This is a genomic window from Chitinophaga sp. YR627 (assembly GCF_900114995.1).
Lineage (GTDB): Bacteria > Bacteroidota > Bacteroidia > Chitinophagales > Chitinophagaceae > Chitinophaga.
In genome coordinates, this window is the sequence record NZ_FOUX01000001.1 from 1,944,034 (window position 1) to 1,968,681 (window position 24,648).

The 24,648-nt window shown below is 47.8% G+C and carries 20 protein-coding genes and 1 riboswitch; of the genes, 7 read left to right on the top strand and 13 right to left on the bottom strand.

Going from position 1 to position 24,648, the window contains the following annotated elements:
- Positions 1–51 precede the first annotated feature (51 nt).
- The gene (locus tag BMZ72_RS07170; RefSeq protein ID WP_089806636.1) at positions 52–1,980 is read right to left on the bottom strand and encodes a DUF3857 domain-containing transglutaminase family protein; all 1,929 of its coding nucleotides are present in this window, start codon (positions 1,978–1,980) and stop codon (positions 52–54) included.
- A 3-nt stretch (positions 1,981–1,983) separates the two neighbouring features.
- On the bottom strand, positions 1,984–4,002 hold the full coding sequence (locus BMZ72_RS07175; RefSeq protein ID WP_089806639.1) for a DUF3858 domain-containing protein: 2,019 nt from the start codon (positions 4,000–4,002) through the stop codon (positions 1,984–1,986).
- Between the two features lie 97 nt (positions 4,003–4,099).
- On the opposite strand from BMZ72_RS07175, the gene queG reads away from it, so the two are divergent.
- Together queG and BMZ72_RS07185 are read left to right on the top strand one after the other, a co-directional pair.
- Positions 4,100–5,026, top strand: a complete 927-nt coding sequence (gene queG, locus BMZ72_RS07180) for a tRNA epoxyqueuosine(34) reductase QueG (RefSeq protein WP_089806641.1) — start codon at positions 4,100–4,102, stop codon at positions 5,024–5,026.
- A gap of 102 nt (positions 5,027–5,128) precedes the next feature.
- On the top strand, positions 5,129–5,671 hold the full coding sequence (locus tag BMZ72_RS07185; protein WP_089806643.1) for an RBBP9/YdeN family alpha/beta hydrolase: 543 nt from the start codon (positions 5,129–5,131) through the stop codon (positions 5,669–5,671).
- Positions 5,672–6,188: 517 nt separating this feature from the next.
- Here BMZ72_RS07185 and araA read toward each other — a convergent pair.
- From araA to BMZ72_RS07210, 5 genes are all read right to left on the bottom strand, one after another.
- A complete protein-coding gene (araA, locus tag BMZ72_RS07190) occupies positions 6,189–7,694 on the bottom strand; it encodes an L-arabinose isomerase (RefSeq protein ID WP_089806645.1) in 1,506 nt (501 codons plus the stop codon).
- 30 nt (positions 7,695–7,724) lie between these two features.
- On the bottom strand, positions 7,725–8,426 hold the full coding sequence (locus BMZ72_RS07195; RefSeq protein WP_089806646.1) for an L-ribulose-5-phosphate 4-epimerase: 702 nt from the start codon (positions 8,424–8,426) through the stop codon (positions 7,725–7,727).
- Positions 8,423–10,066 (bottom strand): ribulokinase, encoded by a 1,644-nt coding sequence (locus BMZ72_RS07200; RefSeq protein ID WP_089806647.1) that lies wholly within the window; start codon positions 10,064–10,066, stop codon positions 8,423–8,425. Before BMZ72_RS07200 ends, BMZ72_RS07195 begins: the two co-directional genes overlap by 4 nt.
- Before the next feature lie 170 nt (positions 10,067–10,236).
- Positions 10,237–10,941 (bottom strand): NUDIX hydrolase, encoded by a 705-nt coding sequence (locus BMZ72_RS07205; protein ID WP_012791627.1) that lies wholly within the window; start codon positions 10,939–10,941, stop codon positions 10,237–10,239.
- A 425-nt stretch (positions 10,942–11,366) separates the two neighbouring features.
- Positions 11,367–12,023, bottom strand: coding sequence for an HAD family hydrolase (locus BMZ72_RS07210; protein ID WP_089806648.1), 657 nt, complete (start codon positions 12,021–12,023; stop codon positions 11,367–11,369).
- A gap of 179 nt (positions 12,024–12,202) precedes the next feature.
- On the opposite strand from BMZ72_RS07210, the gene BMZ72_RS07215 reads away from it, so the two are divergent.
- Positions 12,203–12,958, top strand: coding sequence for a hypothetical protein (locus BMZ72_RS07215; protein WP_089806649.1), 756 nt, complete (start codon positions 12,203–12,205; stop codon positions 12,956–12,958).
- Between the two features lie 510 nt (positions 12,959–13,468).
- Here BMZ72_RS07215 and BMZ72_RS07220 read toward each other — a convergent pair.
- The gene (locus BMZ72_RS07220) at positions 13,469–13,960 is read right to left on the bottom strand and encodes a CPCC family cysteine-rich protein (protein WP_089806650.1); all 492 of its coding nucleotides are present in this window, start codon (positions 13,958–13,960) and stop codon (positions 13,469–13,471) included.
- An 11-nt stretch (positions 13,961–13,971) separates the two neighbouring features.
- Positions 13,972–14,118 (bottom strand): hypothetical protein, encoded by a 147-nt coding sequence (locus BMZ72_RS36790; RefSeq protein ID WP_218155210.1) that lies wholly within the window; start codon positions 14,116–14,118, stop codon positions 13,972–13,974.
- A gap of 801 nt (positions 14,119–14,919) precedes the next feature.
- Between BMZ72_RS36790 and BMZ72_RS07225 the strand changes: the two genes are divergently transcribed.
- Positions 14,920–16,182: a dicarboxylate/amino acid:cation symporter gene (locus BMZ72_RS07225; protein WP_089806651.1), complete on the top strand. Its 1,263-nt coding sequence runs from the start codon at positions 14,920–14,922 to the stop codon at positions 16,180–16,182.
- Here the strand turns inward: BMZ72_RS07225 and BMZ72_RS07230 are convergent.
- The 4 genes from BMZ72_RS07230 to BMZ72_RS07245 all read right to left on the bottom strand — a co-directional run bounded on the left by BMZ72_RS07230 (position 16,127) and on the right by BMZ72_RS07245 (position 21,299).
- The gene (locus tag BMZ72_RS07230; RefSeq protein WP_089806652.1) at positions 16,127–17,428 is read right to left on the bottom strand and encodes a YdcF family protein; all 1,302 of its coding nucleotides are present in this window, start codon (positions 17,426–17,428) and stop codon (positions 16,127–16,129) included. The genes BMZ72_RS07225 and BMZ72_RS07230 overlap by 56 nt on opposite strands.
- A gap of 38 nt (positions 17,429–17,466) precedes the next feature.
- Positions 17,467–18,690, bottom strand: a complete 1,224-nt coding sequence (locus BMZ72_RS07235; protein WP_177222708.1) for an amidohydrolase family protein — start codon at positions 18,688–18,690, stop codon at positions 17,467–17,469.
- Positions 18,691–18,833: 143 nt separating this feature from the next.
- Positions 18,834–20,006 (bottom strand): trans-sulfuration enzyme family protein, encoded by a 1,173-nt coding sequence (locus tag BMZ72_RS07240; RefSeq protein WP_089806654.1) that lies wholly within the window; start codon positions 20,004–20,006, stop codon positions 18,834–18,836.
- A gap of 164 nt (positions 20,007–20,170) precedes the next feature.
- Positions 20,171–20,281, bottom strand: a riboswitch (SAM riboswitch).
- 58 nt (positions 20,282–20,339) lie between these two features.
- On the bottom strand, positions 20,340–21,299 hold the full coding sequence (locus tag BMZ72_RS07245; protein ID WP_089806655.1) for an NAD-dependent epimerase/dehydratase family protein: 960 nt from the start codon (positions 21,297–21,299) through the stop codon (positions 20,340–20,342).
- 99 nt (positions 21,300–21,398) lie between these two features.
- Here BMZ72_RS07245 and BMZ72_RS07250 point away from each other — a divergent pair, with 99 nt between their 5' ends.
- The 3 genes from BMZ72_RS07250 (at position 21,399) to BMZ72_RS07260 (ending at position 24,628) form a co-directional block, all read left to right on the top strand.
- Positions 21,399–22,001: a TetR/AcrR family transcriptional regulator gene (locus tag BMZ72_RS07250; RefSeq protein WP_089806656.1), complete on the top strand. Its 603-nt coding sequence runs from the start codon at positions 21,399–21,401 to the stop codon at positions 21,999–22,001.
- Positions 22,002–22,179: 178 nt separating this feature from the next.
- The gene (locus tag BMZ72_RS07255) at positions 22,180–23,532 is read left to right on the top strand and encodes a TolC family protein (protein WP_177222709.1); all 1,353 of its coding nucleotides are present in this window, start codon (positions 22,180–22,182) and stop codon (positions 23,530–23,532) included.
- Between the two features lie 25 nt (positions 23,533–23,557).
- A complete protein-coding gene (locus BMZ72_RS07260; RefSeq protein ID WP_089806658.1) occupies positions 23,558–24,628 on the top strand; it encodes an efflux RND transporter periplasmic adaptor subunit in 1,071 nt (356 codons plus the stop codon).
- The last annotated feature ends 20 nt before the right edge of the window (positions 24,629–24,648 follow it).

Here is a 24,648-nt window from a genome sequence, read left to right on the forward strand (position 1 = left end):
GGTGCCGGACTGCTGTTTTTACAGCTTTTCCGGCACCGGACTGCAATTATTTCACTTTTTTACAAAAACGATCCTGCTCCTGTCTGCTTTAAACATACTATTGTAGAACTTTGCCAGCTCACCATAGGAACTGGCCGGGTAAGTACCGCCCTTATGATCGATAGAACGGATATAAGTGATCACATTCCCTTCAATACTTACTTTTGAAGTATATACCCCAAAAGGACTCTGTAAGGCTGTTGGCGGAGGAATTGCCTCAGGTGTGTAACCCTCCGGAATATTGATCGTTACCGTATCGATATCCCGATAGGAATAGCTCAGGTAAATATCTGCCAGGCGTGCAGAATCAACGGATAATCTCCTGGAAGCCTTATTCATCAGATTCGGTTCGATAAACATACGTTTACCCGTGATCGTAGCATAGTTACGGGCGTTGATTTCGATCTGCTCATCAATACATGGCAGCACCGATTTGGTTTCTTTCCAGTCGTAACTTTTCACCTCATAACTCGGGAAAAAGCCCGCCTCTTTCAGTCCTTCCATCAGTTTCTCTTTAGTAAGACTGTTCAACAGGCCGTGCAGGTCATCTGTTTGCAGCGCGCCGTAATGACTATTGGCTTTTACTGTCATTTCTCCGGATTCTTCTACTTTCGCCACTATGCGACGGATCTGTACATTCTGCTCCATAGAATAGCCTGGCGTACGTACCAGTTTACCGCCGTTTTCGTCTACGATCAATACGGGTCTGTTACCGGTAAATTTTCCCATGTATCCCATTGGCACCTTACTATTGGTGCATTCCAGCCAGGTAGTGTCCTTTGTATCAGGCACGCATACGATGACGTGATTGAATCTTGATGATGGAAAATCCGCCAGTGTAATATCGTTCTTACCTTCACCAGCATACACCAGCACACAGGAAGCTTTAACACCGGCTTCCTTTAGCATCGCGCACATATAATTGGAAAGGGCTTTACAGTCACCATAACCTTTTGCGGCCACATAAGCGGCATCGAAGGTCTGCCAGCCACCAATCCCCAGCTGGACACTGATATAACGGGTATGCTGCTGCAGATACTCATACAGTTTTGCGATCTTTTGTTCACGCCCGAGGCCATCGGTCAACTGATGAACAGTCTGTTTTATATTATCCGGCAGGACGTCTCTTCCCTGATTCAGGATATAAGAGAATTTGCCAAACTCTTCCCAGGTATTCATCGTACCCTTATAATGCCCCATCTCGAACGAAGCCGGGGCCAGTAGTACCGTCGTCGTTCTGGTGTCCCAGGATGGAGAATAGATCTCTCCGGGAACTGCATAAAGTTGCTTTACCTCCCAGGTGTAGCTACGTTCAGCACCGTCGTTCCGCTGCACTGGCTCTCCGCTGTAATTCAACACTTTATAACGCAGTACATAATCCTTCGGTACGGTCACCGTCAGTTTGCTCTGCTCTACGGCAATGGATTCATCTTGCTGTGGTTGCCAATGCGGAAGAAAATAGGAGTAATTATATCTGACCTCTACCTCATACTCCACTGTATGTGGATACAGATTGTGATAGAAGAAATGATGCTTGATACGGTCATCCGTCATAAGGTCCCCTCCGGTGCCACTCACGTCCTGTATATCACTCTGCTTAAGCTTTTTTACAGGCAAACCCAGCGCATCATAGAGTGTACCTTTTATGGAACGGATTTCTCTCAGTTTATCATAGCGCTCAACCATATGGGCGAATTCCTCTCCTTTAGGATCAAGCACCGTAATTACGTAATGGGTCGTTACCCGTACATCTGCCGGATCATTGATCTTTACGGTAACTTCCTCCATACGTTTTACCATGTGCGCGTTCTTCTTCAGGGAGTCGGGTATCAGCATCGCCGGATAGATCGGGTCTCCGGCAAAAGCGCGCCCAATGGACAGTAAAACGCATACACAGTAACAAACCGCGTAAGCGTATTTTTTGGTTAAAAACGAAAACATTGATTAGCTTTTTCTTTTCAGTACAATTTGTTCTGATTGTTTCTTTACAATCATGTCATAGAATCTGCGCAGTTCCGGGTATTCCTCCGGAGCAAATACAGCACGGCTCAATTTGATCCTGGAACGGAACTGGATCGTGTTTTCACTCGCCTGGATCAGGTACTGGAAAATCCCATCTGTCTCATTCAGTTTTACTACAGCGGACTTTGGCAGTTCCTCCACTTCATAACCTTCCGGTACCGACAGATTCAGTGTATAGGTTTCGTCTATTACATGTGACATTTCTACCGGATAGAAACGCGTTTCAGACAGAAAAGGATTCTTCAGGGTCGCTTCTTTAAACAGCGGATTGATATACAACATACCTGATTCGTCCGGCTTCATTTCAAAGTCGTATTTCACCTTCAGGGACACCTCATTGTCATTCATATCTTCCACTTCTACGCCACTAATGGTGGTCTCAGCGCCAAAGTCTTTCTCCTGACCTTTAAAATAAGTTTCCTTACCCTTATCCTTTATACCAGCCCGCATGGAGCAGGATTCAAAATAGGTAGGTACCTGCTGATAGCTGCCTTTCAGGGAACCGCCTTCACCGCCCATGACCATTACATAAGTAGTTTTCTGCTCCAGCAGATCATCCGGATTCAGATAAACGGGTACAGGTGTGGAGCCCTCCACCAAAACACGGGCATGCCCATTATAACAGGATGAACTCAGACGGCCGAATCCAAGATAGGATAAAGACGCGTCCAGGAAATAAGAAAGGGTATCAACTGTCAGTACTGCCGTTGTATAGTTGAAACGTGCTGCCAGTGGATACATTTCATTGGTAACACCGTGATCACGGGTACTGAGGATCATCGGGTCAGCTTTCAGCTTGGCGCGACGCAGCATGGCGATCAGCAGCAGATTAATATCCGTCTCATTACCGTTGTGAGAACTGAATACCGTTTTCAATGGCTTACTCAGGTATAATCCATCATGGTCAGTACAGGTGAAGTTCATACGTACATAGTTGTAAATACGCCGCGCCCTGGCGGTATCTTCCTTCACACCGGCGATCAGACCGTCTACCACATCGCCGAGGTAACCGTTGTTCTTACCCAGGTCGGCACCAAAATCTTCACTCTTATACAGTTCCTCTGAGAATTTCTCCCAGGTCGCCATCATCGGTTTCACAGGCGTGTTAGGAAATTTTAAAGCTGCGATCTGGAATTCGATGCGGGTAATATGATTCGAAAGAGAGGTGGTATAGCCTTCTTCTTTTAATGCCGGTACGTTTTCTGCGGACCAGACGTTTCTAACGGTATTCGCGGACATACTGTAATGTTCAGCCGCAGCCGTAGGGCTGGACTCATATGTCAGATTAAACGTCTTTCTGTCAACGTCCGCCTTGTGTTTCATCAACCCGTTAACGTCCTGTTTCAGGAAAACGAAGTCATAGAATTCCGGGATCTCTACCGTGTATTCACTGAACAACACCGGATATTCGTTCTGGAAAGTCCAGGGTTTCAGATCGTACTTCCATGGGGAGTTAACGGTATAGGAATACTCGATAATGGTACCTTCTTTTACATCGGGAATAGTAAACTTTTTAACGTTCACCGACTTCCCGACCTTGTCATTGAAGATACTTTTGCTGTCCATTCTGGTTTCGACAACCTTGCCGTCTACCAGGTTATAGGCAACGGCTTTTACGTTCTGTAATTTCTCCTCTGCTGAACCGACATGATAGAGCCCCACTCTGACAGTGGCCTCGTCATAGGCATTCTTATCAATGATCTTTATACGTTTGTATTGTTTAAAGATCAGATTGAGGTCGTCTCTGTCTACTTCATATTCAGAAGACCCGACGTCTGCAATGATCACCGCATGTGCTGATGTATCTTTTTCTGCTGATGTGGGCTTAAAATCTTCCGGTGTGATCTTTCCGAATTTAATTTTCGATTGTGAGAATGCTGTACAAGAGATAAGGCAACCTACTATAAGGTGCAGGGGGAATACAATAGATCTGCTACGCATATCAGGATATAAGGATTATTTAGTTGAAGGTATGTAAAATTGATATTCCAACACTTGCTATAGCATACTTTTATTTTTATGTAACTTGCAGCCACTCATGGACCTTAGGGGAAAATACACAGACTTTATAAAGAAGCATGCTGCCGACCTCGGTTTCGATCATTGCGGCATTGCGCAGGCTATGCAGCTGGATGACGATGCCCGTCGCCTGGAAAAGTGGCTGCATAAGGGAATGCATGGCTCTATGCATTATATGGAAAACAATTTCGACAAACGGGTGGATCCCCGGAAACTCGTCGATAATGCAAAATCCGTTATTACCCTGCTCCTGAATTACTATCCGCAGGAGCAACAGCGCACGGATACGCCTAAGATCTCTAAATACGCCTATGGGCATGACTATCACGAAGTTATCAAAGCAAAACTGAACACCCTGCTGGCAAGAATGCAGGAGGAGTTTGGCGCTGTGAGCGGACGAGGCTTTGTAGATTCAGCCCCTGTACTGGAAAGAAGCTGGGCGCAACGCAGCGGATTGGGCTGGCTGGGTAAAAACGGGAATCTGATCCATAAACAGGCGGGCTCCTTCTTCTTTATTGCCACCCTTATTACCGACCTGGAACTATTATATGAAGGACCAGTAGGTGATTTCTGCGGTTCCTGCACCCGTTGTCTGGATGCCTGTCCGACCGGCGCACTTGTTGAACCAGGTGTCGTAGATGGTAGCCGTTGTATCTCCTATTTTACGATAGAACTGAAAGAATTACTGATCCCTGACAACATGCAGGGACAGTTTGATAACTGGATGTTTGGCTGTGACGCCTGCCAGGACGTCTGTCCCTGGAATCGTTTTTCCAAACCCAATAAGACCACCGAATTCACCCCCATCCCCGAAATACTTAATTTCTCGACCAAAGACTGGGAAGAACTAACCGAAGAGGAATTCAAACGCATCTTCCGCCGCTCTCCCATGAAGCGATCAAAATATGCCGGTATCCGCAGAAATTTGCGTTTCGTTAACGGTTGAGCTACTTGCATTTTTATTCCTTTTTTGTACATTGTTGGACACTGTGCCAATTATACCATCATCTGTCTTGCTAAAGGGAGTATTTTTTAAAAAGGGATATTTATGGAAGTTAACGTACTGACTGCACCAGGTTTACATGGTTCAGGGCCATTGCATTGGCAAACGATCTGGGAACACAACCCCGGATACAAACGTATAGATCAGCAAAATTGGGACACACCGGAAATGACAGAGTGGATACAGACAATTGAGGAAGCCGTTGCTGCAGCCGGTCCCGATGTTGTTATTGCCGCCCACAGCCTGGGTTGTATTGCACTCGCCCATTGGGCACAACACACAAAACTCAGTATCAAAGGAGCACTGCTGGTAGCTCCCGCAGACGCGGAAAGGCCCGGATTCCCGGAAGAAGCGCATGGCTTCTCACCCATCCCCATGTCTGCTCTACCCTTCAAAAGTATTGTGGTCTCCAGCACCAACGACCAATACGCCACCCTGGAACGCTCCCGGTCTTTCGCCAATGCCTGGGGAAGCCGCTTTGTCAATGCCGGTGAAAAAGGACATATCAACGCCGACTCCAACCTGGGAGACTGGCCAGCCGGTCAGACACTTTTAACGGAGTTGGTAAGAAATTGGCAAACGCTGTAAAAATTAGAAATTAGGAATCAGGAATTAAGCATTAAGAGTGAGTAATTAAGAGTTAGGAATTGAAAGTTAGGCTTAGAGTTAGGAATTGAGGATAAGAGTTAAGAGTTAAGAGTTAAGAGTTAAGAGCTGAGAGCGAGAGTAGAGAGTAAGAGCTAAAATTTAAAAGAACAACGCACACCTCATTAATTACCTAAACACCTTTGTCCAATTGGCAGGGACTACCAGCGGAGGGGTTGAGGTGGAGACAAAGGGCCTTAGCCCTTTGAGAGCCCGCCCGCCAGACAGGGGTTCAATCCCCATCCCAACGCCCAACACGACCTCCCAACGCCCAATAGCACGCCTCGAAAAAGGGCGTCAGCCCGGCGTCCCACCTCAACCCGCAGCAACTCACCCAGCAACGCACCCAGCAACAACCCAACCCACATCGACTTCTAAATAAAAAAGCCGGTCCGTACGAAACGGACCGGCGATTGATATTCCACGTCATCATTGGCTTATTCAGCCTATCGATCTTTAATTACTTAAATCCTTTCATCAGATAAAACGCATCATTCCACCGCAACTCATTCCGGAACTGATACAAATCCGTCTGCTTGCCAATCTTCACATACTCAATCCCCGCCATATCCGCAAAATCCTGCATATGCGCCGCCCCCAGATTCTGGCTATAACAGGTATGATGCGCTCCCCCAGCCTGGATCCACGCCGCACACCCCGTACGCATATCCGGATACGGCTTCCACAACACCCTCGCCACCGGCAGTTTAGGCAATTCATGCAACGGCGCAACCGCCTCCACTTCATTCACCAGCAACCTGAATCTGTTACCCATATCGATCACAGAAGCATTAATAGCCGGTCCACCAGCGACATTAAACACCAATCTTACCGGATCCGCCTTCCCGCCAATACCCAGCGGATGTATCTCACAGGAAGCTTTACCACTCGCAATGGAAGAACAGATCTCCAGCATATGCGCACCCAGCACCAGTCTGTTATCCGGATCAAAATGATAAGTATAGTCTTCCATGAAGGAGTTACCACCCGGCAGACCGCTGCCCATCACCTTCATGGCCCGCACCAGCGCCGCTGTTTTCCAGTCGCCTTCTCCACCGAAACCGTAACCATCTGCCATCAGACGTTGTACCGCTATCCCCGGTAATTGCTCCATGCCATGCAGGTCTTCAAAAGTGTCGGTAAACCCTTTGAAGTTACCCTCTTCCAGGAAGGCACGCAGACCTAACTCAATACGAGCGGCTTCCAGCAAAGAAGCATGCTGTGCACCGTTCTTTTGCAAGCCGGCCGCCAGCGTATAGGTATCGTGGTATTCTTCTACCAGTGTACCGATAGCGGCGTCGCTGATGCCTTTAATATATTTCACGACATCACCGATACCATAGCCATTTACAGAATAGCCGAATTGCAGTTCAGCTTCCACTTTATCGCCTTCGGTAACGGCCACCTGTCTCATGTTATCGCCTATACGGGCAAAACGTGCACCCTGCCAGTCGAACCAGCCGGCTGCGGCACGCAGCCACACACCTATTTCTGCTACTACGTCAGGATCCTGCCAGTGGCCTGCCACTACTTTACGATCCATACGCATTCTGGACATCATAAAACCAAATTCACGGTCGCCGTGGGCGGACTGGTTCAGGTTCATGAAGTCCATATCGATATCTCCCCATGGGATGTCACGGTTAAACTGGGTATGCAGGTGCAGCAACGGACGTTGTAATATTTTCAGTCCGCCGATCCACATTTTCGCAGGAGAAAAAGTATGCATCCATGCGATCACCCCGATACAATCAGGCGCTGTATTTGCTTCCTGACAGATGCGATAGATTTCGTCAGGCGTCTTTACAACTGGTTTAAAGACGATACGTACTGGTATATTGGCTTCATTGCTGAGGGACTGCGCGATCTTTTCAGCATGCGCCGCTACCTGCTTTAAAGTTTCTTCTCCGTAAAGATGCTGGCTGCCTGTGATGAACCAGGCTTCAAATTGCTTCAACTGTATCATGCTGTTGGAATTTATAGGTGATGACCTGCGCTATTGTCCGTAATAAGCATCGGGCCCGTGTTTGCGTTCAAAATGTTTTCTGATCAATGCCTCTTTCAGCTTGGGGCACTCCGGACGGATACTCTCCGTCAGAAACGCCATACGTGCTACTTCCTCGAGCACGGCGGCATTGTAAACTGCTTTATCTGCCGTTTTACCCCAGGTAAAAGGCGCATGATTACCGACCAGCAGCATCTCTACATCCTTATGAGAAAGCCCTCTTTCCTGCAGACATTGCATGATCTGAAAACCGGTCTGGTATTCATAGTTACCCTTGATCATTTCATCACTCATCGGGGCAGCACAGGGTACGTCTGCGGTGAGATGATCGGCATGTGTGGTGCCATATACGGGGATATCGCGTTGAGCCTGTGCCCAGGCAGTCGCATACGTAGAATGCGTATGTACGATACCGCCGATATCTTCCCAGTGCTTGTACAATACCGCATGGGTTTTGGTATCTGAAGAGGGACGGCTGCTGCCTTCAACCGTGTTACCATCAAAGTCAACGATCACCATCTGGTCCGGCGACAACTGCACATAAGGCACGCCGCTGGGTTTGATGGCAAATACGCCGGCAGCACGGTCTGCTACACTTACATTTCCAAATGTAAAGAGCACCAGTCCCAATGCAGGCAATTGCATATTGGCTTCGTAAGCCTGTTCTTTTATGCCCTGATATTGCTTGCTCATACGTATAATTTTTCGGTGATAGCGCCCAGTTCCTGGAATTTGCGGTAACGGGCTGCATAATAGGCCACGTTCTCCTGGCGGGGCTGCCAGGTTGTTTCAAATCCGGAGGTCATTGCTTGCTGCGCCTGGTCGATGTCAGGATATACGCCTGCCGCTACTGCTGCAAACATAGCCGCCCCCAGTGCACATGCATTCTCACTGTTCACAATACGGATCGGGCGGTTCATGACATCAGCCAGTACCTGCATGGCATAACCCGATTTCTTGGCCACACCACCCAGTGCGATCACTTCGTTGATAGCGATACCTTCTTTCTGGAAGCGTTCTGCAATGCTTTGCGCACCGAATGCAGTAGCTTCTACGAGTGCCTTGAACACCTGTACCGCATCTATACCGAGGTGTAAACCTGTAATGGTGCTTTTCAGTGTATGATTAGCGTCTGGCGTGCGACGGCCGTTAAACCAGTCCAGTGCCAATGGATCATTGTCTTTCAGTGGTAATTGCTGCGCCTGTGCAGAAAGGTAGCCTAATAACTTCCCTTCTACCGCAGCCAGTTTATCCTGCTCATCCGGTAACAGGGCATACATCGGTCCCATGATCAGTTTGCGCAACCAGGCGAATACATCGCCATAGGCGGATTGCCCTGCTTCCAGTCCTAGCATACCCGGTATAACCGATCCGTCTACCTGTCCGCAGATACCCTTCACAAACAGGTGTCCGGCTTCTTCCATAGGCGCCACGAGGATATCGCAGGTACTGGTACCGATCACTTTACAGAGGGAATAGGACTGGATACCACCACCTACAGCGCCCATGTGTGCGTCAAATGCACCGGTACCGATGACTACATCCTGCGGCAGACCAAGCTTCTCCGCCCATGCAGCACTAATAGTACCCGCAGGTACGGTCGCTTCAACGGTATCCGTGTAGCTCTGATCGTATTTTGTGAGTGCAGGACTCAGTTTTTCAAGGAAAGTACGCGGAGGTAAGCCACCCCAGGAGGCGTGCCACATTGCTTTATGACCTGCGGCACAGCGGCTGCGTAAGAGCGTGCCGAGGCTTTTATTGCCCGTGAGTACTGCCGGGATCCAGTCGCAATGCTCTACCCAGGAAGCAGCCTTTTCACGTACGGTGTCATCCGTTGTAATAACGTGCAATATCTTGGCCCAATACCATTCACTACTGTAAATACCACCACTATACTGAGTATAGTCCATCCCATTGCTATGCGCGATCTCGTTGATCAGGGCCGCTTCTTTATTAGCAGTATGATCTTTCCAGAGGACGAACATCGCATTGGGATTCTCTTCAAATCCCGGTACCAGCGCCAGTGGCGTACCGGTTTCATCCACCGGGCCCGGCGTAGAACCGGTCGTGTCTACAGCAATACCCTTTACCAGGGCAGCTGTACCCGGAGGACATTGCTGTAATGCCTCACGGATGCTATGCTCCAACCCTTCCAGATAATCCAGCGGATGCTGTCTGTATTGTTGAGTAGCCGGATCACAGTATAATCCTTTCTGCCAGCGGGGGTAATAATGCACTGCACTGCCGGCTTCCTGTCCTGTCTGCGTATTTACAACGAGGGAGCGCACCGAATCGGTACCGAAGTCGACACCTATTACAAATGAATTTTCCATAACGTACAATCCTGACATGCCTCCCGCCTGGCAGGAAACAGCCGCTTAATTTAAAAAATGAATAATTGTTCGTATATACTTTATTGTCAAAAAGACAATTATAAAAAAAGGCAAAAAAACGCTGATATGATTATCACTGTGTAAACAGTGACCATCATATCAGTGATGGCCTATTTCAAATTTCCCGGATCGGAAACAAAATTGAGGAAGGCGTGGAATTTGGCGCTGTACTTTCTTTTATCCAGCTTATAATAGAATGCTCCCCTTTTGGAAGTAGCCCTCTCTTTTTCTTTTTGTTTGACAAGCAAGCCGGTAGATAAAACCTTCCTGCTGAAATTACGCTTGTCAAAGCCGGCATCATATACTGCTTCAAACAGTATCTGTAACTGCGGAATTGTGAATCTGGTAGGTAGCAGCTCGAACAACAGCGGGTGGATCGCCGCTTTGTAACGTAATCTGGCCTGGGCCTCTTCAACCATATCGGCGTGATCAAAGATCAGTTTAGGAGCATCTTTAAGTGGGAACCACTCTGCCTTATACTCATCGGTGATCTGCTGTTTGTATTGATTGATGTCGATCAGGGCGAAATAGGCTACTGAAAGCGTCCTTTCCATCGGGTCCCTGCCGGGATGACCGAAAGAGCCAAGCTGCTCCATGTATACCCCGTCCAGTCCTGTCAGCTTAGTCAGCGTACGGGCCGCTGCCTGCTCCAGATCTTCATCAGGCTGAACGAAACCTCCCATCAGGCTCCATTTCCCTTTCTCCGGCTCAAAGCCGCGTTTGATCAGCAAAAGCTTGAGATCCTGTCCGTCAAAACCGAAAATAATACAGTCTACAGCTACCAGCATCCGGGTTTGCCGGGAATAACGTGTCATACTTTGCAGGAATTTAATTCCGCTAATATAAAACAGAGTGTTGATATTGCCAGCATTTAAAACTACAGACTGCTTATTTAGCACAATATAGAAATATAAATGTCAATTTTACAATTAATTTTTACCAATGATTAAAATAGCCTGCAATACAGCAGGAACAGTAGGTGTACAAATAGCTGCTTATGCAGACTGAGCATGCCTTTGAATGCCTTATCATCATAGCACATATTTCCGGTAAAGACCGGAGATATATCCGATGAATTTCGTACCGTCAGACCGCAAACGCCGTTAGTTAACCGGGTAAAACAACTGACCGGGACTTACTATCTTTTCTGATAGAGACCGGCCTGCAATAAAAATGGCCCTGGCTATCGCCAGGACCATCAACTATTTATCATTGCCGTAAGGCAGATAGACAACTACAATTATCTGAACAAACCACCGGTGGTAAGTGTCGTATAATCAGGCACAAACGTGAGGATATTGTCAAAGCCAATGAACTCCTCAGCAGTATGCATGGTGGTCAGCACCACTGCTTTCATACCCGCATTCGCAGCAGCCTCCACTCCTTTTGGCGCATCTTCAAATACGATACAGTTTGCAGGATCTGCCCCCAGTTCCTCTGCCGCCTTCAGAAAAACCTCTGGATTCGGTTTACTCGTAGCAACGTCATTCGCAGTAATGATACTTTTGAAATAATGACGGATCTGCAGATTGTCCAGCGCAAAGTCTACGTTAAACGGAATCGCCGCCGTACCGATACCCATCAGGATCCCTTCCTGCTCAGCCGCCGCCAGGAATGCATCCAGCCCCGGAATCAAACGAAGATGCGGCAGATACGCCTGCTGATACTTCCGCTCCTTTTCCATGGATAATGCATCCATCTCTGCCTCCGTAAAACGGTCCTTCCCGAAAATACGGATCAGCAACTCCTGATTCTTACCATACATCTCCTTCTTCACCGCCTCCCGGGTCATACCTGCCCCCAGGTCATCATTCAGAATATTAAACCAGCCCTCTAAATGATATGCCATATCATCGATCATAGTGCCGTTCATGTCGAAAATAAATGCCTTTTTCATATACCTGTTTTACGATTTGCAGGTCCAAAGCTAGCAAATTAAGGGAAGAGTCCATAAACGGAAACAGGCCGCTCCGGTTTTCCACATCCGTTACTGCAATTAGTGGACAATCTCCCGGGTACCAAAGGACTTCCGACCGCGGATTATGATTAAATTCATGATGCACAAAATCAACATCGATGGCAAGACAACAATCCATTATCACCTTTACCGGTAAACTCGGTCAGCAGATTGGCTATGAGCGCAACGGTAAATACTTCCTCCGCGGCGCACCCCAAATAGTCCGTCAGACGATCGCTACCCGCAGCGCCGCCAAACGCTTTGGCCTGGCCAGCAGAAAAAGCCGGCTTATTCGCCATGCCTGTTACCACGAACTGGACATCCGCTGCGACAGCAGTCATGTAAATCGCCTTAACAGTTTACTGATCGCCGCTACAGGAAATCATGTTACATTAACCCGCTTCCGCTTTAACCAGCAAACGGGCATAGATCGTTTCCTGACAGTACCACCTGTCATGTCCTCAAACGGAACAGTACAGATCCCCGCACAGGAGATATCACAATACGGTCGCTTTAGCGCCCTGGAAATAAAAGTCATTGCTGTCCGGATTGATTTCGACACACGCCGTGTGACAGGTACAGATACGTTTGTTACCACCATACATCCGGGAAAGCCTTTCGAAGGTCTGACCATTCCCCTGTTTGTTCCCGGAGAAGGAACACTGGTCCTGACCTTACAGGTAAGAGGTATGCTTAGTGATGGCCCATCCCATGATCAGCGATATTCAGCGGCAGATATCATTGCCGTAATACCCCCTGAAACAGCAAAACGCCTGAAAGTACATTCGCATCCTCAGCGTACATCAGTACGCACACGCACTATGTACATCCCGGCAGCTACACACCGTTATCCGGGCATCACGCAGTTAGAATAAACCCTTCCCTACCGTCCTGTTATATTTTGCTGCGTATTTTTCCGTTAACTGTTTCGAAAATAAAACCTTCTTTTTCGCTTTTGCATCCTGCAGAAGCCAGCCCTTCATGTCCCTGCCCTTTCTGACTGTAGCAACAGCACTTAGATAACAGCTTTCAGGCATCACCATATCAGTACCGGATCAAGTCCACGTTTTCGTCCGGGCAGCGAGCTATTTAACGGCTGTCATCTTACTTTCTTCAGTATAACAAAGGCATTACACAGTTCCCCTTTCAGTTCGCGCCAATCCAATCAGATACACTCCTGCACGAATGCTCTCCCCATCATCCAGCTGTCAATATCCATTCTTCTCAACTGATAAATATCCGCTATTCCTACTTCTTCGGCATAATAGGAGCCGTCTGCAAGTCCTTCCTAACTTCCTGCCACTCCAACCAGATAGGCTCCCGCACTAATACGCTCGCTGTCACACTGCCTTCAATATCCATATTGCGCAACTGATCATATATCGCTATTCCTGCTGCTTCGGCACAACAAGAGCTGTCTGCAAATCCTTCCTCACCTCCTGCCATTCCAGCCAGATATGATCCTGCGCCGACTCTTCTCCTGTCATTCTGCCTTCAATATCCATTCTGCGCAGCTGATAAAAAGCAATCGTCTCTAACACCCGGGCAGTGTCCAGATCAATTTCACCATCGATCATATCAGCATTACTTTCCAGTATGCGCCCGATATTGATCCTGGTCTCTATAAGAGAAAGCTTACCATTAGGTCCGGACAACTGAAGCTCTTCAAATAATCCGCTTAATATGCTATCGGCATGGTCATCCTGGCCATCATCCTCCCAGAAACAGATAATGCAGATCTCGAACTCTCCCCGGTCAGTAAGTGAAGGGAAACCACAACCCGGACAGGTACACAATTGAATCTCGTTCGCCTGAAGATAAGTATCGTAAGTCGTTCTCCTCTCTTTGAATGCTGCTAATATTTCGTCGTCGGTCATAAGGGCTAAAATTATCTCTTTCTGAGGAAAGCAGCAATTATCAGTATGTCCTGGGCAAATCCACCCGTTACCAGAAGATCAGCCCGGGGGATGCTGAAGCCAATAATATCACCAGGCAGGATCAGCAGACAGCAATAGCTTTTAAGAATGTTCCGCATATGGTAACAGGCATATCGAAAAAAACATATTGGCAATTGCAGCAAGGTGGCAAAGAAAAGCAGCAGAATAATCGCTGCAAAGAGCAGGTTAAGGACGATATCGCCTGGTGTTGTGAACACTGTTCTGCCCTTCGTAAATCACCGTAAGATGATGATCGCTGATAGAAAATCCTATAACAGGAATGAACAGTTCATGATAGCACATAAAAACACTACCTAACAAACATTACCCGTGAAAGACGCATCAGAAAAAAAGACAAAAGAAGAAGGTCGAATGAATTCGACCTTCGCCGACCTAGTTCACGTTATTGAATCGGCCGCATGCGGCAAAAATTACCTGGGAAATTTGCATGCAGCTCGCAGAAACCTTTGTCGATCATACAAGCGTTTTCATAGCGCCGGACGCACACATCCATTCAACTCACATATGAAAACAATCCCGATAAGCACAACCGGCATATCAGTATGTATTGAACAATAAAATCAGAAGAGAATATCTGGCGGATAAGTCTTCTATAACAGTGGAATAACCGGGTTACCCGATCTTTACAAAATCAATCGCTACTTAACGCAAGTTAATGATAAATGTCAATTTAACAATTATATTTTTTATTGCAGATGAAGCAGGAAAATTATTGCCCAAACCCTATATAAAACCCTCCATTCAGATGTCTGTAAAAGCCGCTTCCCGAAGACGCACACTACCTGGATATAGTTGCATCAGTCAAGCTATTGCGCATGTTTACCGCCCAAACTACTTCCCTGGCTATTGAATGGACTTTTCGATATATTTGACGCCATATGCGGAACATTCTTAAAAATTACAGCAGCCTGCTGACCCTACTCGGCGGTATCATTGCCGGCAGTATCCTCGGACTGATCTTCGGGCAACGGGTGGAAGTGATCAAACCAATAGGCGACATCTTCCTCAACCTGCTCTTTACAGCGGTCATTCCGCTGGTTTTCTTCGCTATTTCCTCTGCGATTGCCAATATAGACCCCGGACAAAAGCTGGGTAAGGTCATTTCCGTCATGACTTTCGTTTTCCTTGGTACCGTACTGGTATCGGCATTCCTGACCATCGTAGCCGTCTGGATCTTCCCACTGAAAGCTGTAGCGCCGGGGACCTTCGTTCCGGACGAAAACACACATCCGGCTGGTTTTGGTGAACAGATCGTAAAACTGCTGACAACCGGCGAATTCTTCGAACTCCTCTCCAGGAAAAATATGCTGCCCTTCATCATTTTCTCCGCACTAACGGGCTTTGCCGCCCTGAAAGCGGGTGAAGCAGGCAAGGCATTCCGCAATTTTCTGCACTCCGGCAACGAGGTCATGAAATCCCTCCTGGACATTATCATGGTGCTCGGACCTGTCGGTCTGGGGGCTTATTTCGCTTACCAGGTGGGTACACTCGGTCCGCAGCTCTTTGGCACTTACGCCAGCTCTATGGCCGTCTATTATGGATTCGGTCTCTTTTACTTCATCGTACTTTTCAGCGTCTACGCTTTCCTCGCGGGAGGCTTTGCAGGCGTGAAGATCTACTGGAAAAATAACCTCATTCCTACCTTTACTGCCTTAGGCTCCTGTAGCAGTATTGCCACCATCCCGGCCAATCTGACGGCCGCACAGCGCATGGGTATTCCTGAACACATCGGGAACGTAGTAGTGCCACTGGGAGGCACCTTACACAAGGACGGTTCCAGCATCTCTTCCATCATTAAGATCGGAGTGGTATTCGCAATGTTTGGCCGTCCGCTGACAGGCATAGATACCGTACTGCTGGCATTAGGGGTAACTGTGATCGTAAGTATTGTGGAAGGGGGTATTCCAAACGGAGGTTATATCGGGGAACTGCTAGTAATGTCTGTTTATGGCTTTCCGATAGAGGCCCTACCGGCGGTGATGGTCATTGGTACCCTGGTCGATCCCCTGGCTACCATTCTGAACGCCACCGGAGATACAGTAGCAGCCATGATGGTAACCAGGGTGATGAAGGGTCGGAACTGGCTTAAGGATCGAGCGGATCTTCCGGATCCTGCTGCCATGCCCGCAAGTCAGGCATGATCACATTTTCCGTAGGACTCTTCCTCTCCAATCCTTCATATGGCAGATAGCCTAATTCATTCATAAAACGGATGGCCATCTTTTCGATTGCCAGTGACTGGAACTGATCAGACACGATCAACATCGGTTTGGCTGCCGGCATATTGAAAAGATAGGCCAGTCTTACGGCATTGCGGATGTTGGTCGTTGTATGCCGCGCATGTGGCTCGATGATCACCGCACTGTCGGGAATACCCAGCTTGCTCACCATATACTTTTTCATCTCTATCGCTTCGCAGAAAGGCGTCTTGTAAGGATGCACATGTCCACCGGAAACAATAATGAAAGGCGCTATACCTTTATTATACATATCGGCCGCCAATCCGCAACGGTACATACCCATGGTATCCATGGTCTTACCCGGCTTACCCGGACCACTACCCGGCACCATAATAGACGTAAACTTATAGGCATTCCAGTTGATCCTTCTTGACTTGGCAAAAGGTGCCGCATTTGCACCCTTATATAAAGGTTCATAACGGATAGCCTCATCTCTGCCATTGATCTCCAGCGCTTCCAGTGATCCCATCAGCGGCTGTTTGAAGAAAGTACTACCTGCGCCAACAGCCATTACCTGCTGTGTAGCCGTTTTTACTTTCTGCACAAAAGCAGCATCATTCGGGCGGAAGGAAATGGAATCTATCTTCGGATAACGGGGGGCACCCCCCTGCAGATACACCCTGAAAATATGGTTCATACCCGCAGCAACATCTTCCCAGGCCTTTCTGATAAAAGTGGTATCCGCATCGTTATTGTACAACGGATAACGGGATTCTATCTTCAGTCGCTCCACGATCTGCGCCATGTCATTGTCACTTACCGTCAGCCGCTTGAATTCATCAGCAACAGCGCTGATCTCTTCCGGCGTCCAGGCAAATGCCTGTCCCATACACGTCCCATCGCCACAGGACGCATAAGCCGCAGCCAGACGTTCCTGTCTGTCTTTTGCAATAGCATTTAATGCGGCATCCTTCACCACGACATTGTGCGCAGCGCCGTTTCTTTCAAGCACATATAACAGGTAGAATGATTTGCGCATCTGCAACTGCTGTGCGGAGGTATAAGCAGGTCCGACTGCCTTCGCAACGACTGCTGTTTTGGCCTTCGGTTTAGCTTTTACAGTCTTTTTCTTTTTGTGCTGACCGTATCCTGTTAATGCCGTTAAAGACAATAACAGGCACAGGCCAATGTTGAATGCTGATCTCATGTTGTTTCCCCAGGCGCGTTGGCGACGCCTTATTTTGATTATTGTATCTGTTTTCCGTTCTTCCAGATGGAACTGATATTTGTGGTGGCCCTGATATCAAGTTGTGGATCGGCATCAAGTACCATAAAGTCTGCTTTTTTACCTGGTTGCAGAGTACCGGTTTCCGCGTCAATACCCAATAAAGCGGCGCCTCCATGGGTAGCATAACTGATCACCTTTACAACAGGAATACCTAATTCGGCCATCAGCTGTAACTCACGGTGTTCAGAAAACCCCTGCGCCCTTACCGGTTGTGCACCGGAATCTGTTCCCATAGCGATTTTCACACCCGCGCTATCCATTTTCTGAAAATTCCTTTTCGCAGTGGCAAACGCCTGTATCTTGCGGGCCTTGTCTTTGTCCTCAGCCTGCTTTTTACGATAATCATCGCTGTTCAGCATATCCCATACGCCTGGCTCCAGCGATCGCATAAAAAACGGATCAGTAAACCATCCGGGGCTAATGAGACCATAGGACAGGCCAAAATCTTCTATACAAAGGGTGGGGATATAATAAACGTTCTTCTGCTTCATCGCCCTGATCAGCGCATCATCCACCTCCTGGTCACGGATACTGTGCGCCAGTACATCAATACCGGCATCCACCAGCTGATGAGCATCTTCCAGATAATAAACGTGAGCGGCTACTTTGATATTGTGAGTGTGTGCCTCTGCGATGATAGCACGGTATATTTCAGGCAGGAGTTTCGGACTGCCATCCACCCAGATTTTTATAAAATCAGGCTTCAGACTGGCCAGGGTGCGGATTTCCTCTAATGCCTGGTCTGCATTGACAGGACGCAGAATACTGGGGCCAAATGCCACCGGCGGCGTCCCACGGGGCGCTCCGAAACCATAACCAGCAGTATAAAAAGAAGCCCCACCCATCATGCCCGCACGGGAAGCGTCACGCATGAAAAAGCCGGTAGGCTGATCCGTACCCAGACTCAACACCGTCCCCACACCATAACTCAGGTATTGGTTCAGCTGACGGCTTACATTATCAGGAGTGAAGTTTTGAGCAGATATTTCAGTGCCTTTCAGCAGACCGAGATGACTGTGCGCATCAACCATTAGTGGCATGATCGTTTTACCGCTGCCGTTGATCTCTTCTGCGCCTTTGGTGGGATAATTGGTGCCGGCTGGTAATACAGCGGCGATAGTATCGTCTTTTATCAGCAGACTGACATGGGAACGGGCGGCCCCCCCGCTCCCGTCAATCAAGGTAACATCTTTAATTATTATGGCAGTGTTGTCCTGTGCATTAATATGGAAACATACAGCGGAAAGGCAAACACCTAAAAACATCGGTTTTAACATAGTTAACAATTTGCAGTTTGAGCATTCCAGAACTGCAAACTACGAAACTATAAACTTAAAACAGACCCGGTCGCCTGCTGAATTTTATGAAAGGCAAGATCAAGGTCTGAAAGGAGATCGGCCGGCTCCTCCAGTCCGACAGACAAACGGATCAGACTATCCGCTACCCCGGCGGCTCTCCGGGTCTCATCAGGGATAGATTTGTGGGTCATACCCGCCGGATGACATAACAAACTTTTAATACCACCCAGACTCTCTGCCAGCTTGAAATACTGTGTACTGGTCACAAATGCCAGTGCTGCCGCTTCCGTGTCTTCCTTCAGCGTAAACGAAACAATACCGCCAAAGCCCTTTGACTGCCGCTTCGCGATCTCATGTCCGGGATGTGTTTTCAACCCAGGATAGAATACCTTATCCACCAGCGGGTGCTCCGCGAGATACTCCGCAATGATCTGCGCATTGCTGCAATGCTGCCTTACACGCAGATGCAGTGTCTCTATACCACGGATCAGCAGGAAACTGTCAAAAGGCGAAAGAATAGCGCCGCAGGCATTCTGGTAAAACTTGATCTCTGCACCCAGTTCTGGTGTTTTTGCAACCACCACACCGGCAATCAGATCACTGTGTCCACCGAGGTATTTAGTAGCACTGTGAATGACAATGTCTGCCCCCAGGTTCAACGGTTGTTGTAATACCGGTGATGCAAAGGTATTATCTACGCAGAACAGACATTTATTGGCCGCTGCTATCTTCGCAATAGCAGCGATATCAGATATCTTTAAAGTCGGATTGGTAGGGGTTTCCAGCCATATCAGTTTCGTCTTTGGCGTGATCGCATTGAATACTGCCTGCGTATCTGAAGTATCTACATAAGTTACTTTGATACCAAACTTCTGATAGACCTTGTTGAATAACCGGAAAGCACCTCCGTAAATGTCATCCACTGCCACAATTTCATCTCCGTATTGCAGCAGTTTCAGAATAGCGTCAATAGCGGCCAGACCGCTTGAAAACGCAATACCCGTAGCGCCGTCTTCCAGCTGAGCCACAATCTTTTCAAGGGTTTCACGGGTCGGATTATTCGTACGGGCATAGTCATACCCTTTGTTGACGCCGGGCGCCTCCTGCACAAAGGTGGATGTCTGGTAAATAGGTACTGCGATAGCGCCAGTCTGAGGATCTACGGGAATGGAATGGATCAGTTGTGTGATTGTGCTCATCTCTTGTGTTTTTGAGTTTGATGAAAATTGTTGATTAAACAGGTCCTCGGCAGGCACTTATCAGAGATGGCAGATAGAAAACAGGAAGGTCTTAAAACAAAAAAACTCACCTGGTAGCCAGGTGAGTTGAATATATTTTGATTAAAATATCGATCAAACCTACTGACTTATCTTTCCCGCTATGCGGGCTGGATGTAGCACCTTTCCGGTTTGGTGGTTCCGGATGGTTGCTAAGGCTTCACAGGGCCATTTCCCTCTGCCTTTCTTGATAAGAATCTTAAAGAACTGATGCAAAGATATAGATGGAAATCTTATATCTCCAAATTTATTTTTCTAAGCCTTGATCTTTTTTACAATTTCAGCAATGCCATCTTCATAAGAAGTAGGCGTAAAATTAAAATGCTTTTCAAACTTCGTACTATCGAAAATGTAAGGATGCGTTGTCTGATACATCATCTCATGCAACTCTGCGATCGTAGTGTTGAAAAAGCCTGCCAGCTTGATCATAAAGCTACCCAGCTTCATGTACTTTGGCTTCGTATGTAATGCCGCCGCTACCATTTCCACATATTCCTTTCCGTTAGGTGCAGGATTCTTCGTCGGCAGATGCCATACCTGATTATATGCCGAAGGATCTGACGCCAGCATATACAATGCCTTACCTGCATCAGGCGTATACGTATAACTATGCGTTACATGATCATTCCCCAGCCAGTTCGCCGTCTGACCTTTCGCCAGTTTATCGATCACCATCATGTTCAGAATACCGGTCGTATCTGCACCCGGTCCGTAGAAGTCCGCCGCCCTGGCAATCGTCGCCGTCAGCCTGCCCTCTTTTACCCGGTCCATGATCTTACCTGCTATCAACGCCCTCACCTCACCTTTCTTACTACGCGGATTAAATGGCGTGTCCTCCGTCATCTTCCCATCCACCAGTCCGTACATATATACATTGTCAAAAAAGATGAGTGGAATGCCTCCCTCGCTACATGCATGGATCACATTCTGGATTATCTTCGGCCAGGCCTCCTGCCATACCTTATGATTATAGGTAAGCCCCACCACTAAAAAAACCACTGAAGAACCACTAATGGCTCTCCGGGTCTGTAAAGGATCTGTAATATCAGCCGCCATCACCCCTGCTCCGTCCACCGCCTGTGCCTTCCGGCTCACCAGACGTACCTGCTTCCCATTTTCCAATAAAACGGATGTCAACTCCTTCGCAATAATTCCACCGGCTCCTAAAATTGTATAAACCCCTGATTCTGATACGTTTGATGCTGTGCTGGTCATAAAAGGCGTCTTTGTTTTATAAGATAGTGACGTAAAACTATTGAAAATATTTTATTTTATAAACAGTGTTTAGTAAATTTGCATCGTAAAGATATTAACATGGGTATTAGTGACCGTAAGGAAAGGGAAAAACAGGAGATGCGTAAACTGATCATCGGCACCGCGATGGACATGTTCATTCATGATGGGTATGAAAAAACGTCTATCAGGAACATCGCCGAAAAGATAGAATACAGCCCTGCCACCATTTACCTCTATTATAAAGACAAGGACGAGCTGTTATACGAAGTCCAGGGAGAAGCCTTTGCAGAATTATACAAAGCATTCGAAAAAGAAGCTACCTCCACCGATCCGATGGAAAAACTGGAACAGTTGCTCCACTCCTATGTCAAATTTGGCTTCGAACATCCGGACCTCTATGACCTGATGTTCATACTGCGTTCTCCAATGAAAGCAGTAAGCGAAGACTGGCCCAATTGTGATGAATCCTTCGAGTTCCTTTTAAAGACAATAACGCCCTGCATGCATCAGCTGCGCTTCTCCGATCCCGGCGTAGCATCACTGTCCATCTGGGCATTAGGACACGGACTCATTTCCCTCTTCATCAGACAACGCATCAAAGTCATGCACCTGAATGACGAAGAACAACGGGCATTGATCACCAGCACCGTAAACGAACACCTCCGACTCATTAAGAAATAAGACGATAGCGTCATTTATTTTGACGCTATCGATTTTCTTACAATTTCATACAATATTGCCGCGTCTCAATCGTCGTACTACCTGACGCCGTCAAAATCAATCACATTTTCAACTGACACTTCACGTGTCTTTTTTTATCCGTCATTACTAAACAGTGTTCATTATGTCAACTGCCATCATGAAAAGAAAAACGTTCATAATACTAATGGCTATTATGTGGACGTCCGCGCAGCAGGGATCTGCGCAGAGCAAGGTGCTGGATGACTATATTCAGAGCGCTTTTGCACAGAATCAGGGACTGAAACAGCAGCATTTCCAGCTGGATAAATCACTTTACGCATTACAGGAAGCAAAAAGCCTGTTCTACCCACAGGTAGGCCTGACAGGTAACTATACCAAAGCTGGTGGCGGCCGTACCATCGATATTCCGATCGGCGACCTGCTCAATCCGGCTTATAGTACCCTGAACCAGCTGACCAACTCCTCCAAATTCCCGCAGCTGGAAAATCAATCCATCCTGCTGAATCCGGACAACTTTTATGACGTACACCTTCGTACGACCCTCCCCCTGGTCAATACCGAAATATGGTACGCACAAAAGATCCGCCGCGAAAACATCAGTCTCCAGCAGGCAGGTGTAAACGTCTATAAACGCAGACTCGTCAGAGATATCAAAACAGCTTACTATCAATACTACCAGGCCGGGAAAGCAGTGGACATCTACAATACCGCACGCACACAGGTGCAGGAGAATATTCGGGTGAACACCAGCTTCCTGACCAATGGTGTGACCAACAGCACCGCCCTCACCCGCGCTAAAGCAGAATTACAGAGAATCGAAGCCTCTATCACGGAAGCAGAAAACAGAAAACAAAATGCATCGGCTTATTTCAACTTCCTGCTGAACAGAGACCTGAAATCCGGTATCGTACTGGACAGCACCATCTTCCTGCCGGAAGAGATCTCCTCAGTACCTGCCGGCACTGCCAATGTCAGGGAAGAATTACAACAACTCTCCCAGCAACAGAAAATAGCAGACCTCACCTACCGCCAGTCAAAGTCTTACCTCGTACCGAAACTCAGTACCTTCCTGGATTTCGGTTCACAGGACTTTAACTTCAAAGTAAACAGCCAGTCCAGGTATTACATGTGGGGCGTGAATCTGCAATGGGACCTCTTTGCCGCCGGACAACGCAAATACAAAGCACAACAGGCAGCGATCGACGTCAGCAACATACAGGCTGCTTACAATGAAGCCAGCCTCTCTTTCCAGCTGGAACAACAGACAGCGGAAAACAATTACCACACCGCTGTAGCTAACTTCAACAGCGCACACGAACAATTACAACTCTCTGAAAAATATTATAACGACCAGTCCAAGGTCTATAAAGCAGGACAGCTGCTCTATATAGAATTGCTCGATGCCCAGAACCAGCTGACCAACGCACGGCTGCAGCTCTCCGTGGCTTTCGCAGCGGTACAGACAGCACTCGCAGATATCGAACGCGCACAGGCTTCCTATAAACTTTAACACATCCTCCTTAAAAATATTCAACATGAAAAATATTCTCACCTTCTCACTGCTGGCTTCTTTTTCCTGCCTGGTAATATCCTGCGGAGCACCCAGCGCTGCTGAAAATAAAAACGATAATAAGTCCGCCGATATCCCGGTAAAACTGCTCCCGCTCAATGGCCAGCTGAATGCGCATCCAGCCATCTCCGTATCCGGACAGTTCACTACCGATGATGAAGTACTGCTCTCTTTCAAAACCGGTGGAATCATCCAGCGTATTCTCGTAAAAGAAGGCGATGCCGTAAAACAGGGTCAGGTACTGGCCATTCTGAATCCGGTAGAGATCAATGCACAGGTGCAACAGGCACAACTGGGCTTTGAAAAAGCACAACGCGACTACAAACGTGTCGATAATTTATACAAGGACAGCGTGGCTACACTCGAACAATTACAGAACGCCAAAACCGCACTGGACATAGCAAATGAACAGCTCAAAACAGCACAGTTCAATCGCACACACTCACAGATCACAGCCACTGCCAGCGGTTACGTACTGCGTAAACTCGCCAGCGAAGGCCAGCTCGTACAACCTGGTACGCCCGTACTGGAAACCAATGGCGCACAATCCGGCAACTGGCTCCTGCGTGTAAACGTAAGCAACAAGGAATGGGCAGCCATCAGCATGCAGGACAAAGCTAACGTAGAAGTAGAAGCCGTTCCGGGTAAAACCTTTGAGGGTAGCGTATCCCGTAAATCCGAAGGCATACAGCCACAGAGCGGTTCTTTTACTGCGGATATTAAACTGACAGGCGAAAAGCCTTCCGCGATCGCTTTCGGCATGTTCGGTAAAGCAGTCATTACACCCGTAACGGTTACCGCAACCTCCGCTAACGGTCCATGGGCCATCCCTTACGATGCCTTACTGGAAGGCGACGGTAATAAAGGATTTGTCTTCATCACCAACGATAACAAAACCGCGCATAAAGTATCGGTAACCATTTCGGGTATGGAAGCCGATAAGGTCATCATCAGCGATGGCCTCCAGCAAGCAGCTGCATTGATCATTTCCGGCAGCGCCTACCTCACAGAAGGCAGCACCATCAACGTTAAATAACGCAGCTCCCGAACACGCAC